This is a genomic window from Mycobacterium sp. 48b, assembly GCF_048282725.1.
GTDB lineage: Bacteria > Actinomycetota > Actinomycetes > Mycobacteriales > Mycobacteriaceae > Mycobacterium.
The window spans coordinates 3,003,395-3,019,438 of sequence record NZ_JBLVUL010000001.1 but is presented as its reverse complement, the minus strand read 5'-3'; the positions used below and the strand labels follow the sequence as shown (position 1 = coordinate 3,019,438).

At 65.7% G+C, this 16,044-nt stretch carries 15 protein-coding genes and 2 tRNA genes; 5 read left to right on the top strand and 12 right to left on the bottom strand.

Going from position 1 to position 16,044, the window contains the following annotated elements; all coding sequences use genetic code 11:
- Window positions 1-126: 126 nt before the first annotated feature.
- From mobA to ACNQR1_RS14700, 4 genes are all read right to left on the bottom strand, one after another.
- On the bottom strand, window positions 127-690 hold the full coding sequence (mobA, locus tag ACNQR1_RS14715; RefSeq protein ID WP_418046953.1) for a molybdenum cofactor guanylyltransferase: 564 nt from the start codon (window positions 688-690) through the stop codon (window positions 127-129).
- Between the two features lie 19 nt (window positions 691-709).
- Entirely contained in the window at window positions 710-1,792 is a 1,083-nt protein-coding gene (locus tag ACNQR1_RS14710) for a 2-oxoacid:ferredoxin oxidoreductase subunit beta (RefSeq protein WP_418046952.1), read from the bottom strand.
- Complete coding sequence (locus ACNQR1_RS14705; protein ID WP_418046951.1) at window positions 1,789-3,735, bottom strand: 2-oxoacid:acceptor oxidoreductase subunit alpha; 1,947 nt, start codon at window positions 3,733-3,735, stop codon at window positions 1,789-1,791. Before ACNQR1_RS14705 ends, ACNQR1_RS14710 begins: the two co-directional genes overlap by 4 nt.
- A 343-nt stretch (window positions 3,736-4,078) precedes the next feature.
- Window positions 4,079-4,927: a PfkB family carbohydrate kinase gene (locus tag ACNQR1_RS14700; RefSeq protein WP_418046950.1), complete on the bottom strand. Its 849-nt coding sequence runs from the start codon at window positions 4,925-4,927 to the stop codon at window positions 4,079-4,081.
- A gap of 177 nt (window positions 4,928-5,104) precedes the next feature.
- On the opposite strand from ACNQR1_RS14700, the gene ACNQR1_RS14695 reads away from it, so the two are divergent.
- The gene (locus ACNQR1_RS14695; protein ID WP_418046949.1) at window positions 5,105-5,347 is read left to right on the top strand and encodes a hypothetical protein; all 243 of its coding nucleotides are present in this window, start codon (window positions 5,105-5,107) and stop codon (window positions 5,345-5,347) included.
- A 10-nt stretch (window positions 5,348-5,357) separates the two neighbouring features.
- On the opposite strand, the gene ACNQR1_RS14690 is transcribed toward ACNQR1_RS14695, so the two are convergent.
- The gene (locus tag ACNQR1_RS14690) at window positions 5,358-6,311 is read right to left on the bottom strand and encodes a LysR family transcriptional regulator (protein WP_418046948.1); all 954 of its coding nucleotides are present in this window, start codon (window positions 6,309-6,311) and stop codon (window positions 5,358-5,360) included.
- Between the two features lie 116 nt (window positions 6,312-6,427).
- Here ACNQR1_RS14690 and ACNQR1_RS14685 point away from each other — a divergent pair, with 116 nt between their 5' ends.
- From ACNQR1_RS14685 to ACNQR1_RS14675, 3 genes are read left to right on the top strand one after another with little or no spacing between them, the layout of a single operon-like run.
- Window positions 6,428-8,719 (top strand): FdhF/YdeP family oxidoreductase, encoded by a 2,292-nt coding sequence (locus tag ACNQR1_RS14685; protein WP_418046947.1) that lies wholly within the window; start codon window positions 6,428-6,430, stop codon window positions 8,717-8,719.
- Window positions 8,719-9,579: a formate dehydrogenase accessory sulfurtransferase FdhD gene (fdhD, locus tag ACNQR1_RS14680; protein ID WP_418046946.1), complete on the top strand. Its 861-nt coding sequence runs from the start codon at window positions 8,719-8,721 to the stop codon at window positions 9,577-9,579. Before ACNQR1_RS14685 ends, fdhD begins: the two co-directional genes overlap by 1 nt.
- Window positions 9,576-10,340: a DUF2185 domain-containing protein gene (locus ACNQR1_RS14675; RefSeq protein ID WP_418046945.1), complete on the top strand. Its 765-nt coding sequence runs from the start codon at window positions 9,576-9,578 to the stop codon at window positions 10,338-10,340. Before fdhD ends, ACNQR1_RS14675 begins: the two co-directional genes overlap by 4 nt.
- 92 nt (window positions 10,341-10,432) lie before the next feature.
- On the opposite strand, the gene clpX is transcribed toward ACNQR1_RS14675, so the two are convergent.
- The 5 genes from clpX to ACNQR1_RS14650 form a co-directional block, all read right to left on the bottom strand.
- Complete coding sequence (gene clpX / locus ACNQR1_RS14670) at window positions 10,433-11,713, bottom strand: ATP-dependent Clp protease ATP-binding subunit ClpX (protein WP_036393515.1); 1,281 nt, start codon at window positions 11,711-11,713, stop codon at window positions 10,433-10,435.
- 417 nt (window positions 11,714-12,130) lie between these two features.
- Window positions 12,131-12,790: an ATP-dependent Clp protease proteolytic subunit gene (locus tag ACNQR1_RS14665; RefSeq protein WP_418046944.1), complete on the bottom strand. Its 660-nt coding sequence runs from the start codon at window positions 12,788-12,790 to the stop codon at window positions 12,131-12,133.
- Window positions 12,787-13,389, bottom strand: coding sequence for an ATP-dependent Clp protease proteolytic subunit (locus ACNQR1_RS14660; protein WP_036448992.1), 603 nt, complete (start codon window positions 13,387-13,389; stop codon window positions 12,787-12,789). Before ACNQR1_RS14660 ends, ACNQR1_RS14665 begins: the two co-directional genes overlap by 4 nt.
- Window positions 13,390-13,508: 119 nt before the next feature.
- Entirely contained in the window at window positions 13,509-14,885 is a 1,377-nt protein-coding gene (gene tig / locus ACNQR1_RS14655; protein WP_418046943.1) for a trigger factor, read from the bottom strand.
- A 42-nt stretch (window positions 14,886-14,927) separates the two neighbouring features.
- A tRNA-Pro gene (locus ACNQR1_RS14650) sits at window positions 14,928-15,001 on the bottom strand.
- A gap of 126 nt (window positions 15,002-15,127) precedes the next feature.
- On the opposite strand from ACNQR1_RS14650, the gene ACNQR1_RS14645 reads away from it, so the two are divergent.
- Window positions 15,128-15,201: transfer RNA gene (locus ACNQR1_RS14645), tRNA-Gly, on the top strand.
- 44 nt (window positions 15,202-15,245) lie between these two features.
- On the opposite strand, the gene ACNQR1_RS14640 is transcribed toward ACNQR1_RS14645, so the two are convergent.
- Together ACNQR1_RS14640 and ACNQR1_RS14635 are read right to left on the bottom strand one after the other, a co-directional pair.
- Window positions 15,246-15,755, bottom strand: a complete 510-nt coding sequence (locus ACNQR1_RS14640; protein ID WP_418046942.1) for a hypothetical protein — start codon at window positions 15,753-15,755, stop codon at window positions 15,246-15,248.
- Window positions 15,756-15,759: 4 nt separating this feature from the next.
- Complete coding sequence (locus ACNQR1_RS14635; RefSeq protein WP_418046941.1) at window positions 15,760-15,906, bottom strand: hypothetical protein; 147 nt, start codon at window positions 15,904-15,906, stop codon at window positions 15,760-15,762.
- Window positions 15,907-16,044: the final 138 nt, after the last annotated feature.

Sequence of the window (16,044 nt, the reverse complement as noted above, 5' to 3'; positions counted from 1 at the left end):
TCGGCATCCTTACCGGGCCGTGAATAGCCCGGTTTCCGCGTGCAATTATTTCGAAACGATAAATTGGGCTCGGTTTGAGCACTAATTCGCAATTTGCTGTGCATCGTCCAACGAATAGGTCGGCGCTCAAGGCAGATCAGCAGCGGTGTTGACGTTGGTCAGCGCGCGTTGCGGCGGCATCACGATCCGCTGCGTGTCGACGGCCTCGGCCAGCGCCCGCATGCTGCGCCGGCCGGCGCGCACGAGATCAGCGATCTGCCCGGTGAGCGCGCTGCGGTAGATCCCCGCCAGGTAGTGGTCCCTGCCGTCCCACGGTAGCACGATATCGGCAGGTAACCGCTCCGCCGAGGCCGCCAGGGTCTCGATCAGCTCTGATGACAGATACGGCATGTCCACCGCACAGACGAAGGCGCGGTCCAGGCCCGCCTCCGCGACCGCACGGAGTCCGCGGCCCGTCGCCACCAACGGCCCCACTCCCCTCACCTCGTCACGCAGCACCTCGGCGCTCAGCGCGGGTAGCGGCTGCCCCGGTGCGGCGATGACGAATACCGGTGAACAACATGCACTCACCGCGGCGACCACATGCTCGACCATCGTCGAGCCGCCGAACGGCAGCGTCGCCTTGTCGCGCCCCATACGGCGCGAAGCCCCGCCCGCCAGAACTACCGCGGCGAGCGGGGCTGTGCTCAATTCGTTTCGATCGACCTGTTCAGTCGACGGTCCAGGTGTCCTTGCCACGCAGCAAGGATTGCAGAGCCGCGGTGTCGTGGGGCTTGGATTCGATGGCCGTGTTGACCTGCTGGCGCGCGGCGTCATCGTAGGTGGGCCTGCTGACCTTGCGGAAGATACCCATCACCATGTGATCGAGGTTCTGCTCGCTCAACCGCGACAGGGCGAATGCGTAGGCAGGATCATCGATCTCGGCGTTGTGCACCACGATGTCCTCGGCCGCGACGTCGGCGGTCTTGGCGACCTCCAGGCCGTACCCGGACTTGACCACGCAGTACTCACCGTCGGTGCCGAACTTGATCGGCTCACCATGGCTGACGTTGATCAGCCGCTCCTCGGCGCCTTCCTTGCGGAGCGCGTCGAACGATCCGTCGTTGAAGATCGGGCAGTCCTGCATGATCTCCACCAGCGCGGCACCGCGGTGCTCGGCCGCCCCGCGCAGCACCTCGGACAGACCCTTGCGGTCGGAGTCCAGGGCGCGGCCCACGAAGGTGGCCTCGGCGCCCAGCGCCAGTGACACCGGGTTGAACGGGTAGTCCAGCGACCCCATCGGGGTCGACTTGGTGACCTTGCCGACCTCGGAGGTGGGCGAGTACTGACCCTTGGTCAGGCCGTAGATCCGGTTGTTGAACAGCAGGATCGTGATGTTGATGTTGCGGCGCAGCGCGTGGATCAGGTGGTTACCACCGATCGAGAGCGAGTCGCCGTCACCGGTGACGACCCACACCGACAGGTCCGGGCGGGCCAGCGCCAGGCCGGTGGCGATGGTCGGGGCGCGACCGTGGATCGAGTGGAACCCGTAGGTCTCCAGGTAGTACGGGAACCGGCTGGAGCAGCCGATGCCGCTGATGAACGCGATGTTCTCGCGCTTGAGGCCCAACTCCGGCAGGAAGTTGCGGATGGTGTTGAGGATGACGTAGTCACCGCAACCCGGGCACCAGCGGACCTCCTGGTCACTGGTGAAGTCCTTGCCCTTCTGCGGCTGGTCGGTGGTGGGCACCAGAGCGTTCTTGCTGAGCGCCCCTTCGGTCAAGCCCAGATCCGTTCCGATCAAGTCAGTCATGCGCTCGCTCCCACACCGCTCGCCTCAACCTCAATGGTGGCCGCCGCCAACCGGGCGAACTTGGCCTTGTCGTTTTCCTTCTCACCCAGCGTGCCATCCAGCGCCGCATCGATGATGCCCTCGACCTCGTCGGCGAGGAAGGCCATGCCCTCCACCTTGGTCACCGACTGGATGTCGACCAGGTACTTGCCGCGCAGCAGCAGCGCGAGCTGGCCCAGGTTCATCTCCGGCACCACGACGTTCGGGTAGCGGCGGAGCACCTCCCCGAGGTTGGCCGGGAAGGGATTGAGGTGACGCAGATGTGCCTGGGCCACCTTGATGCCCTTGCGGCGGGCCCGCCGGCACGCCTCGCCGATCGGCCCGTAGCTGCTGCCCCATCCGAGCATGAGCAGTTCGGCATCGCCGGTGGGGTCGTCGACTTCCAGGTCCGGCACCGTGATGCCGCCGATCTTCTCCTGGCGCAGCCGCACCATGAGGTCGTGGTTCTTGGGCTCGTAGGAGATGTTGCCCGAACCGTTGGCGGCTTCGAGGCCGCCGATCCGGTGCTCCAGACCCGGGGTGCCGGGCACCGCGAACTGGCGGGCCAGGGTCTCGGGATCACGCGCGTAGGGAGCGAACGGCTCGCCCGACTTGGCGAACTTGTGCTCGATAGGCGGGTAAGTGCTGATGTCCGGGATCTGCCAGGGCTCAGAGCCGTTGGCGACCGCGCCGTCGGACAGGATGATGACCGGGGTGTGGTAATCGACCGCGATGCGCGAGGCCTCCACCGCGATGTCGAAGCAATCCGACGGCGACTTCGGGGCCAGGACCGCGACCGGCGACTCACCGTTGCGGCCGAACAGCGCCTGCAACAGGTCGGCCTGCTCGGTCTTGGTCGGCAGACCCGTGGACGGGCCACCACGCTGCACGTCGATGATGATCAGCGGCAACTCGGTCATCACCGCCAGGCCGATCGCCTCGGACTTGAGCGAGACACCGGGACCCGAGGTGCTGGTCACGCCGAGCGCGCCACCGTAGGAGGCGCCGATGGCCGCGCCGATACCGGCGATCTCGTCCTCGGCCTGGAAGGTCAGGACGTTGAAGTTCTTGTGCTTGGACAGCTCGTGGAGGATGTCCGAGGCCGGGGTGATCGGGTAGGTGCCCAGCACCACCTGGATCTGGGCCAGGTGTCCGGCGGCCACGATGCCGTAGGCCAGTGCGGTGTTGCCCGAGATCTGCCGGTATTCACCGGACTTCAGCTTGGCGGGCGACACCTCGTAGGTCGTGGCGAAGGCCTCGGTGGTCTCGCCGTAGTTCCAGCCTGCCTTCAGGGCCAGGACGTTGGCCTCGGCCACGTCGGGCTTGCGGGCGAACTTCTCCCGGATGAAGGCCTCACTGTGCTCGAGCTCGCGGCCGTACATCCACGACAGCAGGCCGAGGGCGAACATGTTCTTGGCGCGCTGGCCGTCCTTCTTGGTGGCGCCGATCGCCTCGACAGCGCCCAGGGTCAGGGTCGTCATCGCGACGGAGGTCACCACGTAGTCCGACAACGTGTCATCCTCTAGCGGATTGTTGTCGTATCCGACCTTGGCGAGGTTGCGCTTGGTGAACTCATCGGAGTTGGCGATGATCAGGCCGCCACGGGGCAGATCCGACACGTTGGCCTTCAGCGCGGCCGGGTTCATCGCCACGAGAACGTCGGGACGGTCACCGGCGGTGAGGATGTCGTAGTCGGCGATCTGGATCTGGAACGACGACACACCGGGCAGGGTGCCCTGTGGTGCACGGATCTCAGCCGGGTAGTTGGGCTGGGTCGCGAGGTCGTTGCCGAACAGCGCCGCTTCGGAAGTGAAGCGGTCACCGGTCAGCTGCATACCGTCGCCGGAGTCACCGGCGAAGCGGATGACGACCTTCTCCAGCTTCTGCCGCGGCGCGGCACCATTGCCGTTGCCGTTCTCACCCACGGCTACCGCCTTTCACACGTTCATTGACCACGTCTTTCCGGGCCGCTGTCACGTGACGCGCCGCCGGATCAAAACGTCCACCGAATTTTGATGTCACTACCAGTACCGATTATTGCACTGCTCTTAGGCTGCGCTTCACCCCGCAGCCCCTCGACACGCGGGCAGGTTCGCGACGAAGGTGCTGTTCGTAGGCGTGAAGAAGGCCCATTTGAGACAGAACTGTGGTTTTCGTCACTTTTAGGAGAATGTCATTCTCTAAGGAAAAAGCTACTGGCCGGTAGCTGCCCGCTAGCACCGGCAAGCACAAACTTGACACGTGTCGAGTTTAGACCCCCACCTGCAGCTACGCCAGGTCGGGTGTTCCGGCGTGGAGGCGCTGGTCCAATTCACCGGCCACCAGTTCGCTGGCCGATTCCGCAGCGCGACGTGGATCATGGCCCGCCGCGCGGTGCGCGACATAACAAGCCGTGAACATGTCCCCCGCCCCGGTGGTCTGGACATCCAGCACCCGCCAGGCGGCCGGCACGCGCTCCACCGCGCCGTCTATATAGATGTCGCAGCCCTCGGAGCCGTAGGTCACCAGGATCTCCGCGACACCGAGACGCTCTGCGGCGGACGCGTCGAACGCGCCGTCGGCGACGATCACCGCCTCATCCTCGGCAAGCTTGAGGATGTCGACACCGGTCAGCAGATCCGCGGGAAAGTGGCGGTCCTCGACCAGCGGCCCCAGACGGTCGGCCCGCACCAGCCCCTGCCCGTCATAGGCGACCCGGTGGCCGCGTGCCGCCAGAGCGGCCACGGTCCCGGCCGGGAAATCGGTGCGCAACAACGGGGCCAGGTGCACCCATGTCGTCGCCGGATCGGCGATGTCGATATCGGCCGCTGTCCACACCGGGCCGATCGCCTGTACGCCCATGTGCCGGTGATCGGTGTCGTCGTAATCGAGGCTGAACGAACTCGTCACGTCCGAGGGCAGGATCTGCACCAGCGACCCGAACCGCGCGCGCAGCCCGTCGAACAGGGCGTGGTCACGTTCGGCGCCCATAGCCACGATCCGGCCGGGTCCGCCGGCCGCCCGCAGCGCCACCCCGGCGAATGACGCGCATCCACCCGGACTGGGTGGCGCCCCGTTGATGATGTCGATCGCGAGGTTGCCGAGCACGGTGACCCCGGGAACTAGCTCTCGTGGCATGGGTGAAGTCTCCCGGCCGGTGTGGCCCCCGCGCGCCCCGACCCCGTTGGATTCCCCGACCCGACATCGAAATGTGATCCACATCACATCTGATGTCAGATGGAATGCCGCTCGCCGGTTTCGCCTTCAAATCACATAGATAACCAATGTTGTGACGAAGGGTATTGCGAAATGCGCATGGATTCCAGACTGAAACTCCTCCTCTGTACCGCCGGCCTGGCAGCCGCCGCCGTGATGGCGGTACTGGGACTCCAAACAGCCCATATCCAGAGCACACCCGAAATAGCCGTGCCCGCAGCCGAATCCACCATGCAGTTCGGCGAGACAGTGACCCAATCCGTGCCACCATCAGCGCCCGACACACCGGCCGCCACACCTCCGGTCAAGGCTCAACCCGCCCCGACCGCCGAGCCCGGCTGATCCGGAAGGTTCACGCCGGCCCAGTACCTGCCTGCCCCGCCGCGTCCCACCAGCCGTCGATGCGACTGCCGAGGTCGAGATCGGCGGCCACTTCGACGAGCGCGGCCGCCACGATCGACGCGGGCGCACGGTCGAGCACCACCAGCCCGATCGCCGGGCGCGGACCGTGCTGCACCATCGCCCGCGCGGCAAAGCCCGGCGGCACCCCGAGCTGCGGCAGCCAAGCGGTGGAGGCAATGGTCGCCCGCGGCGAGTTCGTCAGGTGCGCATACAGCGCGTCCACCGAATCCGCCTCCACCACAGGGCGGTAGCGCACGCCTTCGGCGGCCATGTTGGCGTCGAGGATGCGCCGGTTGCGCATGGTGGTGGTCAGCACACAGAGGTCCAGTCCGGCCGCATCCGACCATGCGATCTCCGGTTGACCCATCAGTGGATGATCAGCCGGCGCCACCAGGACATAGCGCTCCCGGTACATCTCCACCGACCTGGTTCCGGGCGGGGCTTCGTCATCGAGGTAGGTCAACCCGGCGTCGATCTCGAAATCGGCCAACCGACGGGCGATCTCGCGTGATGACAAGGCCTCGAAACGCACCGACGCCGCCGGGTTGCGGCGCAGAAACTCGGTGGTGATGAACGGGCCTGTGGGCACCGCCGTCGGTATCGCACCGATCCGGGCTGTGACGGTCAACCGTCCGCGCATGCGGTCGATGTCGGCGAGCATGTCGTCGCGTTCCGCGACGATCCGCTGGGCCCACGACACCACCCGCTGCCCCTCTTCGGTGAATCCTTCGAAGCGGTGCCCCCGCTGCACGATGACGATGCCCAACTCGCGCTCCAACCGGCGGATCGCCACCGACAGCGTCGGTTGACTCACATGGCACCGCGCAGCCGCCCGGCCGAAGTGACGCTCGGTCGCAAGCGCCAGCAGGTAGTCGAGCTGTTGCAGCAGCACGTCACTCGCCATGGCACCTCGCATTGATCGCGGTTCGATAGAAATCATCTATCACTGCATGTGAAATATCGAATGTCGACGCCCGCCAACCGGCGCAGACCGCTGTTTTCGAGGACTAGATTGGGTTCATGACCAGTGCCAAGGACATCGATGCCGATTACGACGAGCACGACGTCATCAGCACCGGCGCCAAGCACGAAGCGGCCGGGGTCGAGGCCGTCCTCGTCAGCATGCGGCGGGGCTTCGAGCAGATGGGTCCGCTACGCACCGCCGCCGCGCTGACCAGGCTCAACCAGAGACACGGATTCGACTGCCCGGGCTGCGCGTGGCCCGAGGAGCACGGCGGCCGCAAGCTGGCAGAGTTCTGCGAGAACGGCGCCAAGGCGGTCGCCGAGGAGGCCACCAAGCGGGTGGTGACACCGGAGTTCTTCGCCCGGCACAGCATCGCCGAGCTTGAGGCCAAACCCGAGTACTGGCTTTCCCAGCAGGGCCGGCTGAGCCGGCCGATGGTCCTCGCCCCCGGCGACGAGCACTACCGGCCGATCGAATGGGATGACGCCTACCGCCTCATCGCCGAGCACCTCAATGCGCTGGCCTCCCCTGACGAGGCGTTGTTCTACACCTCAGGGCGCACCAGCAACGAGGCCGCGTTCCTCTATCAGCTGATGGTCCGCAGCTTCGGCACCAACAACCTGCCCGACTGCTCGAACATGTGCCACGAATCCTCGGGCACCGCGCTGACCGAGTCGATCGGCATCGGCAAGGGTTCCGTCACCGTCGAGGACGTCACCGAAGCCGACCTGATCCTGATCGCCGGGCAGAATCCGGGCACCAACCACCCGCGCATGCTCTCGGTGCTGGAGAAGGCAAAAGCCAACGGCGCCAAGATCGTTGCGATCAACCCGCTTCCCGAGGCCGGGTTGATCCGGTTCAAGGATCCGCAGAAGGTGCACGGTGTCGTCGGGCAAGGCGTCCCGATCGCCGACGAGTTCGTGCAGATCCGCATCGGCGGGGACATGGCGCTGTTCGCCGGCCTGGGCCGGCTGCTGCTGGAGGCCGAGGAACGTGCCCCCGGCACCGTCGTCGACCACGAGTTCGTCGCCGCGCACTGTGCCGGATACGACGAGTACGCCGCTCAGACCCGCGGCGTGGACCTCGACACGGTCACCGAGGCCAGCGGGGTCGACCGCGCGCAGTTGCAGCGGGTGGCGGACCTACTGGCGTCCTCCCAACGCACCGTGGTGTGTTGGGCGATGGGCCTGACCCAGCACCACCATGCGGTGGCCACGATCGGCGAGGCCACCAACCTGCTGTTGTTGCGCGGCATGATCGGCAAGCCCGGAGCCGGAGTGTGTCCGGTGCGCGGCCACTCCAACGTCCAAGGCGACCGGACGATGGGGATCTGGGAGAAGATGCCCGACAAGTTCCTGGATGCGCTCGACGACCGATTCGGCATCGCCAGTCCGCGCAAGCACGGCTACGACACGGTCGACGCCATCCGCGCCATGCGTGACGGCCGGGCCGGCGTGTTCATCGGGATGGGCGGCAACTTCGTCTCGGCCACGCCCGACACCGAGGTCACCGAAGCCGCGCTGCGCAGTTGCGCTCTGACCGTTCAGATTTCGACGAAGCTCAACCGCAGTCACCTGGTGCACGGCCGCACCGCCCTGATCCTGCCCACGCTGGGACGCACCGACCGTGACATCGTCAACGGCCACAAACAGCAGGTGTCGGTGGAGGATTCGATGTCAATGGTGCACCTGTCACGAGGCAGCCTGCATCCGCCCAGCGACCAGTTGCGCAGCGAGGTCGGCATCGTCTGCGAGCTCGCCCGCACCCTGCTGGGCCCGGACCATCCGGTGCCGTGGGAGACCTTTGCCGCCGACTACGACACCGTGCGCGACGCGATCGCCGCGGTGGTCCCCGGCTGCGCCGACTACAACACCAAGGTGCGTCAGCCCGACGGGTTCCAGCTCCCCCACCCGCCGCGGGATTCCCGCGAATTCCCCACCACCACCGGCAAAGCCAACTTCGCGGTGAACCCCCTGCAGTGGGTACCGGTACCCGAGGGCAGGCTCGTGCTGCAGACCCTGCGCAGCCACGACCAGTACAACACCACCATCTACGGTCTGGACGACCGCTACCGCGGGGTCAAGGGCGGGCGCCGCGTAGTGTTCGTCAACCCCGCCGACATCGAAAGGTTGGGATTCAGCCCCAACGAACGCGTGGACCTGGTGTCGGAGTTCGAAGGGCAGGAGCGACGCGCCAAGGATTTCCTGATCGTGCCGTACTCCACTCCGGCCGGCAATGCTGCCGCGTACTACCCGGAGACCAATCCGCTTGTACCGCTTGACCACACCGCCAAGAAGTCGAACACTCCGGTGTCGAAGGCCGTCGTCATCCGGTTGGAGCGGGCCTAGTGGGCCGGGTCACCGCCCGCCGTCGCGCCCACCACCTCACCGGCGCCACGGCCGAGGCCCGTCCGGAAACCCTGGTCGTCGAGGAACCGCTGGAGATCCGGGTCGACGGCACACCCATCACGGTCACGATGCGCACGCCCGGCGCCGATGTCGAGTTGGCCCAAGGGTTTCTGCTGACCGAGGGTTTGATCGCGCAGCGGGACGATCTGGTGTCGGTCCGGTACTGCCGGGGTGCCACCGTGCCGATCCCCGAGTCGCTACGCTCCAGCCCGCCGGAAGACGGGATCAACACCTACAACGTGCTCGACGCGACCTTGGCCCCTGGCGTCCCCGAGCCCGACGTTGATGTGACCCGCAACTTCTACACGACCTCGTCGTGCGGGGTGTGCGGCAAGGCCTCGCTGGAGGCGGTGCGGTTGAGCAGCAAGCACTGCCCCGGCGATGACCCGTCGACGGTCGCCGCCGCGGTGCTCTCAGCGATGCCCGGGCAACTGCGCGATGCGCAGAAGGTCTTCAAGAGCACAGGTGGCCTGCACGCCGCGGCGTTGTTCTCCGTCGATGGCACCATGCTCGTCGTCCGCGAGGACATCGGCAGGCACAACGCTGTGGACAAGGTGATCGGCTGGGCCTTGGAGAACAACCGGATTCCGTCGACCGCCACAGTGCTCTTGGTCAGCGGGCGGGCCTCGTTCGAGCTCACCCAGAAGGCTGTGATGGCAGGCATCCCGATCCTGGCCGCGGTGTCGGCGCCGTCCTCGCTGGCGGTCGACCTGGCCGGCCAGTCCGGCCTGACCCTGGTGGCCTTCCTGCGGGGCGATTCGATGAACGTCTACACGCGTCCGGACCGCGTGCAGCAGTGACGGCGAAGAAATTCTGGTTACCCGCCGACCGCGTCGTCGCCGGTCTCGCACCCGACTATGCGTGCTTCGCATCCGATCGCATCATGGTCGACGGCGCCCCGGTGGGATACATGTACCGCGACGGCGACGGCTGGAACTTCATGGCGGGCGACGAAAACCAGGATTACGTCGACGATCCCGCGAATCTGGGCCTGTACTCGCTGAACGTCCTGGCCAACTACGACCGGGCCATCATCGATTACCTCGACGCGCCGCCAGGCGCCGCATTCATCCGGGACGGGGCCGGCTTCGTCGAGGATCCCGAGGGCGCGCCCGCTGACCCTGATTCGGACACCCCGGTGCATCTGAATCCGCATTTCCCGACGCGCTCGGGCTACCAACAGCTCACGCGCAATTGGGCGCTCACCCTGCCGCAGCCGATGAACCAGCGCATGGAGGACGGGAGCCTGGTGTTCTGGCGGCCGGGCCTGACTGCCTGGTTGTCTGCATGGGGCGACGATAGGGACGCAACCGACGCGATCCGGCGCGACGAGTTCAAGTCCAAGATCAACCCGCGTGCCTACAACCATTCGGAGTGGGAGTCGGGGCCGGCATTGTGCCTTTCCTACCGGCTCGCCGAAGACCACGACGATGCGCGACTGCCCGCGCTCTACGGATTCGCGGTGGCAGCGGCGAGCCACCTGCTGCTGGCGCTCTACGTCGACAGCGGTGACGACCTGGCGTCCGCGCAGCGCCTGCTGCGTTCGGTGACGCCGCTCTAGGACCGCGTTCTGCCCGCACCCCAAACGAAAATGCACTCAGGGCCGTGATCCGGCTGGGATCACGGCCCTGAGTGCATTTTCGGCGAAGCGACCTATGCGCTCTTGTCGCGCCGCTCCGAACGTGAGGGCTTGCGCGGCACGATGGTCGGCAGCACGTTGTCCTGCACGGTCTCCTTGGTGACGACAACCTTGGCGACGTCGTCGCGGCTGGGGATGTCGTACATCACCGGCAGCAGGACTTCCTCCATGATGGCGCGCAGGCCGCGAGCACCGGTGCCACGGTGGATGGCCTGATCGGCGATCGCCTCCAGCGCCTCATCGGTGAACTCCAGCTCCACGCCGTCCATCTCGAACAGCCGGACGTACTGCTTGACCAGTGCGTTCTTCGGCTCGGAGAGGATCTTGACCAAGGATTCCTTGTCCAGGTTGGTCACCGAGGCCACGACCGGCAGACGGCCGATGAACTCCGGGATCAGACCGAACTTGATCAGGTCCTCCGGCATCACCTCGGCGAAGTGGTCCTGGGTGTCGATCTCGGCCTTGGACCGCACCTCGGCACCGAAGCCCAGACCGCGCTTGCCGACCCGGTCGGAGACGATCTTCTCCAGGCCCGCGAACGCGCCCGCCACGATGAACAGCACGTTGGTGGTGTCGATCTGGATGAATTCCTGGTGCGGATGCTTGCGGCCACCCTGCGGCGGAACCGACGCCTGGGTGCCCTCCAGGATCTTCAGCAGGGCCTGCTGCACACCCTCGCCGGAGACGTCGCGGGTGATCGACGGGTTTTCGCTCTTGCGGGCGATCTTGTCGACCTCGTCGATGTAGATGATGCCGGTCTCGGCACGCTTGACGTCGTAGTCGGCGGCCTGAATCAGCTTGAGCAGAATGTTCTCGACATCCTCGCCCACATAGCCGGCCTCGGTCAGCGCGGTGGCATCGGCGATGGCGAACGGCACGTTCAGCATCTTGGCGAGGGTCTGGGCCAGGTAGGTCTTACCGCAGCCGGTGGGTCCCAGCATCAGGATGTTGGACTTGGTCAGCTCGACCGGCTCGGAGCGCGAATCGCGGGACTTCTCCCCCGCCTGGATGCGCTTGTAGTGGTTGTAGACCGCGACCGCCAGCGTCCGTTTCGCGGTGTCCTGACCGATGACGTAACCCTCGAGGAAGTCCCGGATCTCCGCGGGTTTGGGCAACTCGTCGAGCTTGACGTCGTCAGCGTCGGCGAGTTCCTCCTCGATGATCTCGTTGCACAGATCGATGCACTCGTCGCAGATGTACACGCCCGGGCCGGCAATGAGCTTTTTGACCTGCTTTTGACTCTTGCCGCAGAACGAGCACTTCAGCAGGTCACCGCCGTCTCCAATGCGCGCCATGTGGGGGGGTCCTACTTCCTGTTTGCAGTCGGTCGTTACGCCACTTGCTGGGTTACTCCGGGCGTAAACCCGACGCTACCCGTTCGTTCCGTCACGGTGCGACCGATAAGGCCGAATCGCTCCGGTGGTATTTGTTCGTGTTGTTGTTCGTGTGCAGGAGAACATATCTCTCCTGACGGCTCGTCACCCGGCGGCACGCTGACTGTGACCTTGGCGTGTCGTTGCGGGGCGCCTGCGAATTGCCGAACGATGCGCTCCCGGCGTGGCATTCGCCGTGGTCGAGGGTACAGACACCGCCACTGGGCCGATGCAACCGCAGGTCAGCCCGGTTTCCACCCTCCTCCGTGACGACGCACGCCCCGCACCGGAGGAAACCGGGCAGGGCGTGTGTCATCGGATCGGAGTTGCCGCGAGAAGCTAGCTGCCCTGGGCAGACAGCTTGCGGTACTCCAGCACGGTGTCGATGATCCCGTATTCCTTGGCCTGCTCGGCGGTGAGGATCTTGTCCCGGTCGGTGTCCTTGCGGACCTGCTCGGGATCCTTGCCGGTGTGCCGGGCCAGGGTGGTCTCCATCAGGGTGCGCATCCGCTCGATCTCGGCGGCCTGGATCTCCAGGTCGGAGAACTGACCCTGGATCACACCGCCCAGCGACGGCTGGTGGATGAGCACCCGGGCGTTGGGCAGAGCCAGGCGCTTGCCCGGGGTACCCGCGGCCAGCAGCACCGCGGCGGCCGAGGCAGCCTGCCCCAGGCACACCGTCTGGATGTCGGCGCGCACGTACTGCATGGTGTCGTAGATCGCCATCAGCGAGGTGAACGAGCCACCGGGCGAGTTGATGTACATGGTGATGTCGCGATCGGGGTCCAGCGACTCCAGCACCAGCAGCTGGGCCATGATGTCGTTGGCCGACGCGTCGTCCACCTGCACTCCGAGGAAGATGATGCGTTCCTCGAACAACTTGTTGTACGGGTTGGATTCCTTGACGCCGAAGCTCGAGTGCTCGATGAACGACGGCAGGATGTAGCGGGCCTGCGGCTGCACGCGGGCGTCCAATGACGGATGGATCTGATCGGTCATTTGTCTAGTCCTGCCGTCGGGCCCGCACCGTTGAGGTTGGCACTGGTGATGATGTGATCGACGAAGCCGTACTCGAGCGCTTCCTGCGCGGTGAACCAGCGGTCACGATCGGAGTCGGCCTCGATCTGCTCGACGGACTTGCCGGTGAACTCCGCGTTCAAGCGGAACATTTCCTTCTTGATGACGTGGAACTGTTCGGCCTGGATCGCGATGTCCGCGGCGCTACCGGTGACGCCACCGAGCGGCTGGTGCATCAGGACTCGGGCGTGCGGCAGGGCGTGCCGCTTGCCCTTGGTGCCCGCGGCGAGCAGGAACTCGCCCATCGAGGCCGCCATGCCCATGGCGTAGGTCGCGACATCGCACGGCGCCAGCACCATCGTGTCGTAGATGGCCATGCCGGCGCTGATCGAACCGCCCGGGGAGTTGATGTAGAGGTGGATGTCCTTGGTCGGATCCTCTGCCGAAAGCAGAAGGATCTGCGCGCACAGCTTGTTCGCGATGTCGTCGTCGACCTGTGACCCCAGGAAGATGATGCGCTCGGCGAGCAAGCGCTCATAGACGGAGTCGACGAGGCTGAACCCGCTCCCATTCGAACGCATGTCAGTCACGACTGGATACCTGCTTTCTTCTACGCCATTGATAAACGCATTGGCACTGACGACACTAACGAAACTGGGGCGCCACGCACTCCCGTACGGGGGCGCGTTCGCTCACAGCGTCACTCGGCGGCGTCGGCACCCTCGTCAGCAGCCTCGTCCTCGGCGCCCTCGGCCTGCGCCGGACCGAAGAACTCGGTGGTGTCGATCACGGTGCCGTCGGAGTCGGTCACGGTGGCGGCGTGCACCACAGCGGCGATGGTCAGCCCACGACGCACGTCGGCGAACATGGCCGGCAGCTGGTTGTTCTGCTGCAGGATCTGGATCAGCTGCTGGGGCTCGATACCGTACTGGCGCGACATCAGCACGAGGCGCTCGGTGAGGTCGTTCTGGCCGACCTGGATGTCGAGCTTGTCGGCGACGGCGTCCATCAGCAGCTGGGTCTTGACGGCCTTTTCGGCGTTCGACTTGTTGTCGGCGTCGAACTCCTCACGGCTGCTGCCCTGTTCGGTCAGCTGCTCGGCGAACTTGTCCTCGTCGTGGTCGAGTCCGTGGATCGCGTTGTGCAGGGTGTCGTCGATCTGGGCCTGAACGATCTTCTCCGGCAACGGAACTTCGGTCTGCTCCAGCAGCGCCTCGATGGCCTTGTCGCGGATCTGCTCGGCCTGCTGCACGCTCTTGACCCGGCGCACCTGGTCGGTGAGGCTCTCCTTGAGCTCGCCGATGGTGTCGAATTCGCTTGCCAGTTGGGCGAAGTCGTCGTCGGCCTCGGGCAGCTCGCGTTCCTTGACCGACTTCACGGTCACCGTCACGTCGGCATCCTTGCCGGCGTACTCACCGGCAGCCAGCTTGGTGGTGAAGACCTTGGACTCGCCGACCTTCAGACCGGTGATCGCCTCGTCGAGGCCTTCGATCAGCTGACCGGAACCGACCTCGTGCGACAGGCCCTCGGTGGCGGCCTCGGGCACGTCGGTGCCGTCGACGGTGGCCGACAGATCGATCGAGACGAAGTCACCTTCGGCGGCACCGCGCTCGACGCCGGTCAGGGTGCCGAAGCGGGCGCGCAGCGACTGCAGCTCGGCGTCGACCTCGTCGTCGTCCACCTGGATCGGGTCGACCGTGATCTTGAGCGCGTCGAACTCGGGCAGCGTGATCTCGGGGCGCACGTCGACCTCGGCGGTGAACGCCAGCTCCTGGCCGTCCTCCAGCTTGGTCACCTCGATCTCGGGCTGACCCAGCGGCTTGACGTCGGAGGCCGTGACGGCCTCGCTGTAGCGGCTCGGCAGTGCGTCGTTGACGACCTGCTCCAGCACCGCACCGCGGCCGACGCGGGCCTCCAGCAACTTGCGGGGAGCCTTGCCCGGACGGAAGCCGGGGAGGCGGACCTGCTGGGCCAGCGCCTTGAACGCGCGATCGAAATCGGGCTCAAGCTCGGTGAAGGGCACCTCCACATTGATGCGCACCCGGGTGGGGCTCAACTGCTCGACCGTGCTCTTCACTGTTCTGTGCTCCTAGATAGTTCTTTCGTACTGGCTTGTGAGTCGGGGTGACAGGATTTGAACCTGCGGCCTTCCGCTCCCAAAGCGGATGCGCTACCAAGCTGCGCTACACCCCGTGGTGGTCGTCGATCCGCTGCGGCAAAACCCACGACTGGACCACGCGAGATACTACGTGCTCACGACACGGAGCATTCAATTGGCTTTGGTCGGGGGCACACCGGTACAGTGCTGATGCTGCACATGCGGGCGTAGCTCAATGGTAGAGCCCTAGTCTTCCAAACTAGCTACGCGGGTTCGATTCCCGTCGCCCGCTCCACAAGGACCGCCCCGATGGGGCGGTTTTTTGTTGTCCGGACCCGATCACCGCGGTGGATCGACGGGCGTCAGCGATATCGGCAGCCAGTGGGTGCCGGGTCCCTCACCGGGGCATCCGGCTCCCCCGATGACCAGGGTGCGCTCTCCGGAGAAGCTGCCGTCAGGGTTCGGGATCCAGTAGTCCGAACGTCGGGCCTGAACCGCGCTGGCGGGGTTGTTGCGATCGCAGAAGTAGGGATACTCACCGCCCGTTTCCCAACGGTCGGTGTTCCACCTGTACTCGTAAGCCACGGGGGCGCCCGGGTTGCGGGCGTGATCGTCCGTATTGTCCATGCGCGCAAGACATCCGTTGACATCACACTGCGTTGTGAATTCGGCAGGCACAGTTATCGAATTCATCGGTGTCGGGTTTCCGTTGAATGTCTGCTTCGAGAAATCGATGAACAGGTCGTAATGCCCATACAACGGGGGTGGTTCGATTCGCTCGGCATGAGCGATCGGCGACCCCAGTGCCAGAACGCTTGCCGCGAGGGCTGTTCCCAGCATGGCTCGCATGGCGTCAGTCGTCCTTGTCGTCATCGCGGTGTGCCGCCTCGATCACTTCGGGTGGAACGGGCTTGGCGAGCCAGGCACGAATCCGCAGCAACCCACCGGCGACCACGCCGACGGCGAATACCGCGACGAGCACCCACAGCACAACGGACACGAGGCCGATTATCGCGCGGTCATAGCGGTCTACGTGCGGTTTCGAGCCCGACAATCGGCCATCGGCAGACACGTCGGCGTGCTCGGTCATGGCGGCGGCCGGATAGCGGTTTACCGGCGAGTAGGCGGCTGCTGGGTA

Bases quoted from the DNA above. Each gene is read 5' to 3' on its own strand.
- ACNQR1_RS14685 (WP_418046947.1), top strand. From the start codon at position 6,428: ATGACCAGTGCCAAGGACATCGATGCCGATTACGACGAGCACGACGTC.
- ACNQR1_RS14660 (WP_036448992.1), bottom strand. From the start codon at position 13,389: ATGCGTTCGAATGGGAGCGGGTTCAGCCTCGTCGACTCCGTCTATGAG.
- ACNQR1_RS14700 (WP_418046950.1), bottom strand. From the start codon at position 4,927: ATGCCACGAGAGCTAGTTCCCGGGGTCACCGTGCTCGGCAACCTCGCG.
- ACNQR1_RS14665 (WP_418046944.1), bottom strand. From the start codon at position 12,790: ATGACCGATCAGATCCATCCGTCATTGGACGCCCGCGTGCAGCCGCAG.
- ACNQR1_RS14695 (WP_418046949.1), top strand. From the start codon at position 5,105: ATGGATTCCAGACTGAAACTCCTCCTCTGTACCGCCGGCCTGGCAGCC.
- ACNQR1_RS14640 (WP_418046942.1), bottom strand. From the start codon at position 15,755: ATGCGAGCCATGCTGGGAACAGCCCTCGCGGCAAGCGTTCTGGCACTG.
- ACNQR1_RS14710 (WP_418046952.1), bottom strand. From the start codon at position 1,792: ATGACTGACTTGATCGGAACGGATCTGGGCTTGACCGAAGGGGCGCTC.
- clpX (WP_036393515.1), bottom strand. From the start codon at position 11,713: ATGGCGCGCATTGGAGACGGCGGTGACCTGCTGAAGTGCTCGTTCTGC.
- ACNQR1_RS14690 (WP_418046948.1), bottom strand. From the start codon at position 6,311: ATGGCGAGTGACGTGCTGCTGCAACAGCTCGACTACCTGCTGGCGCTT.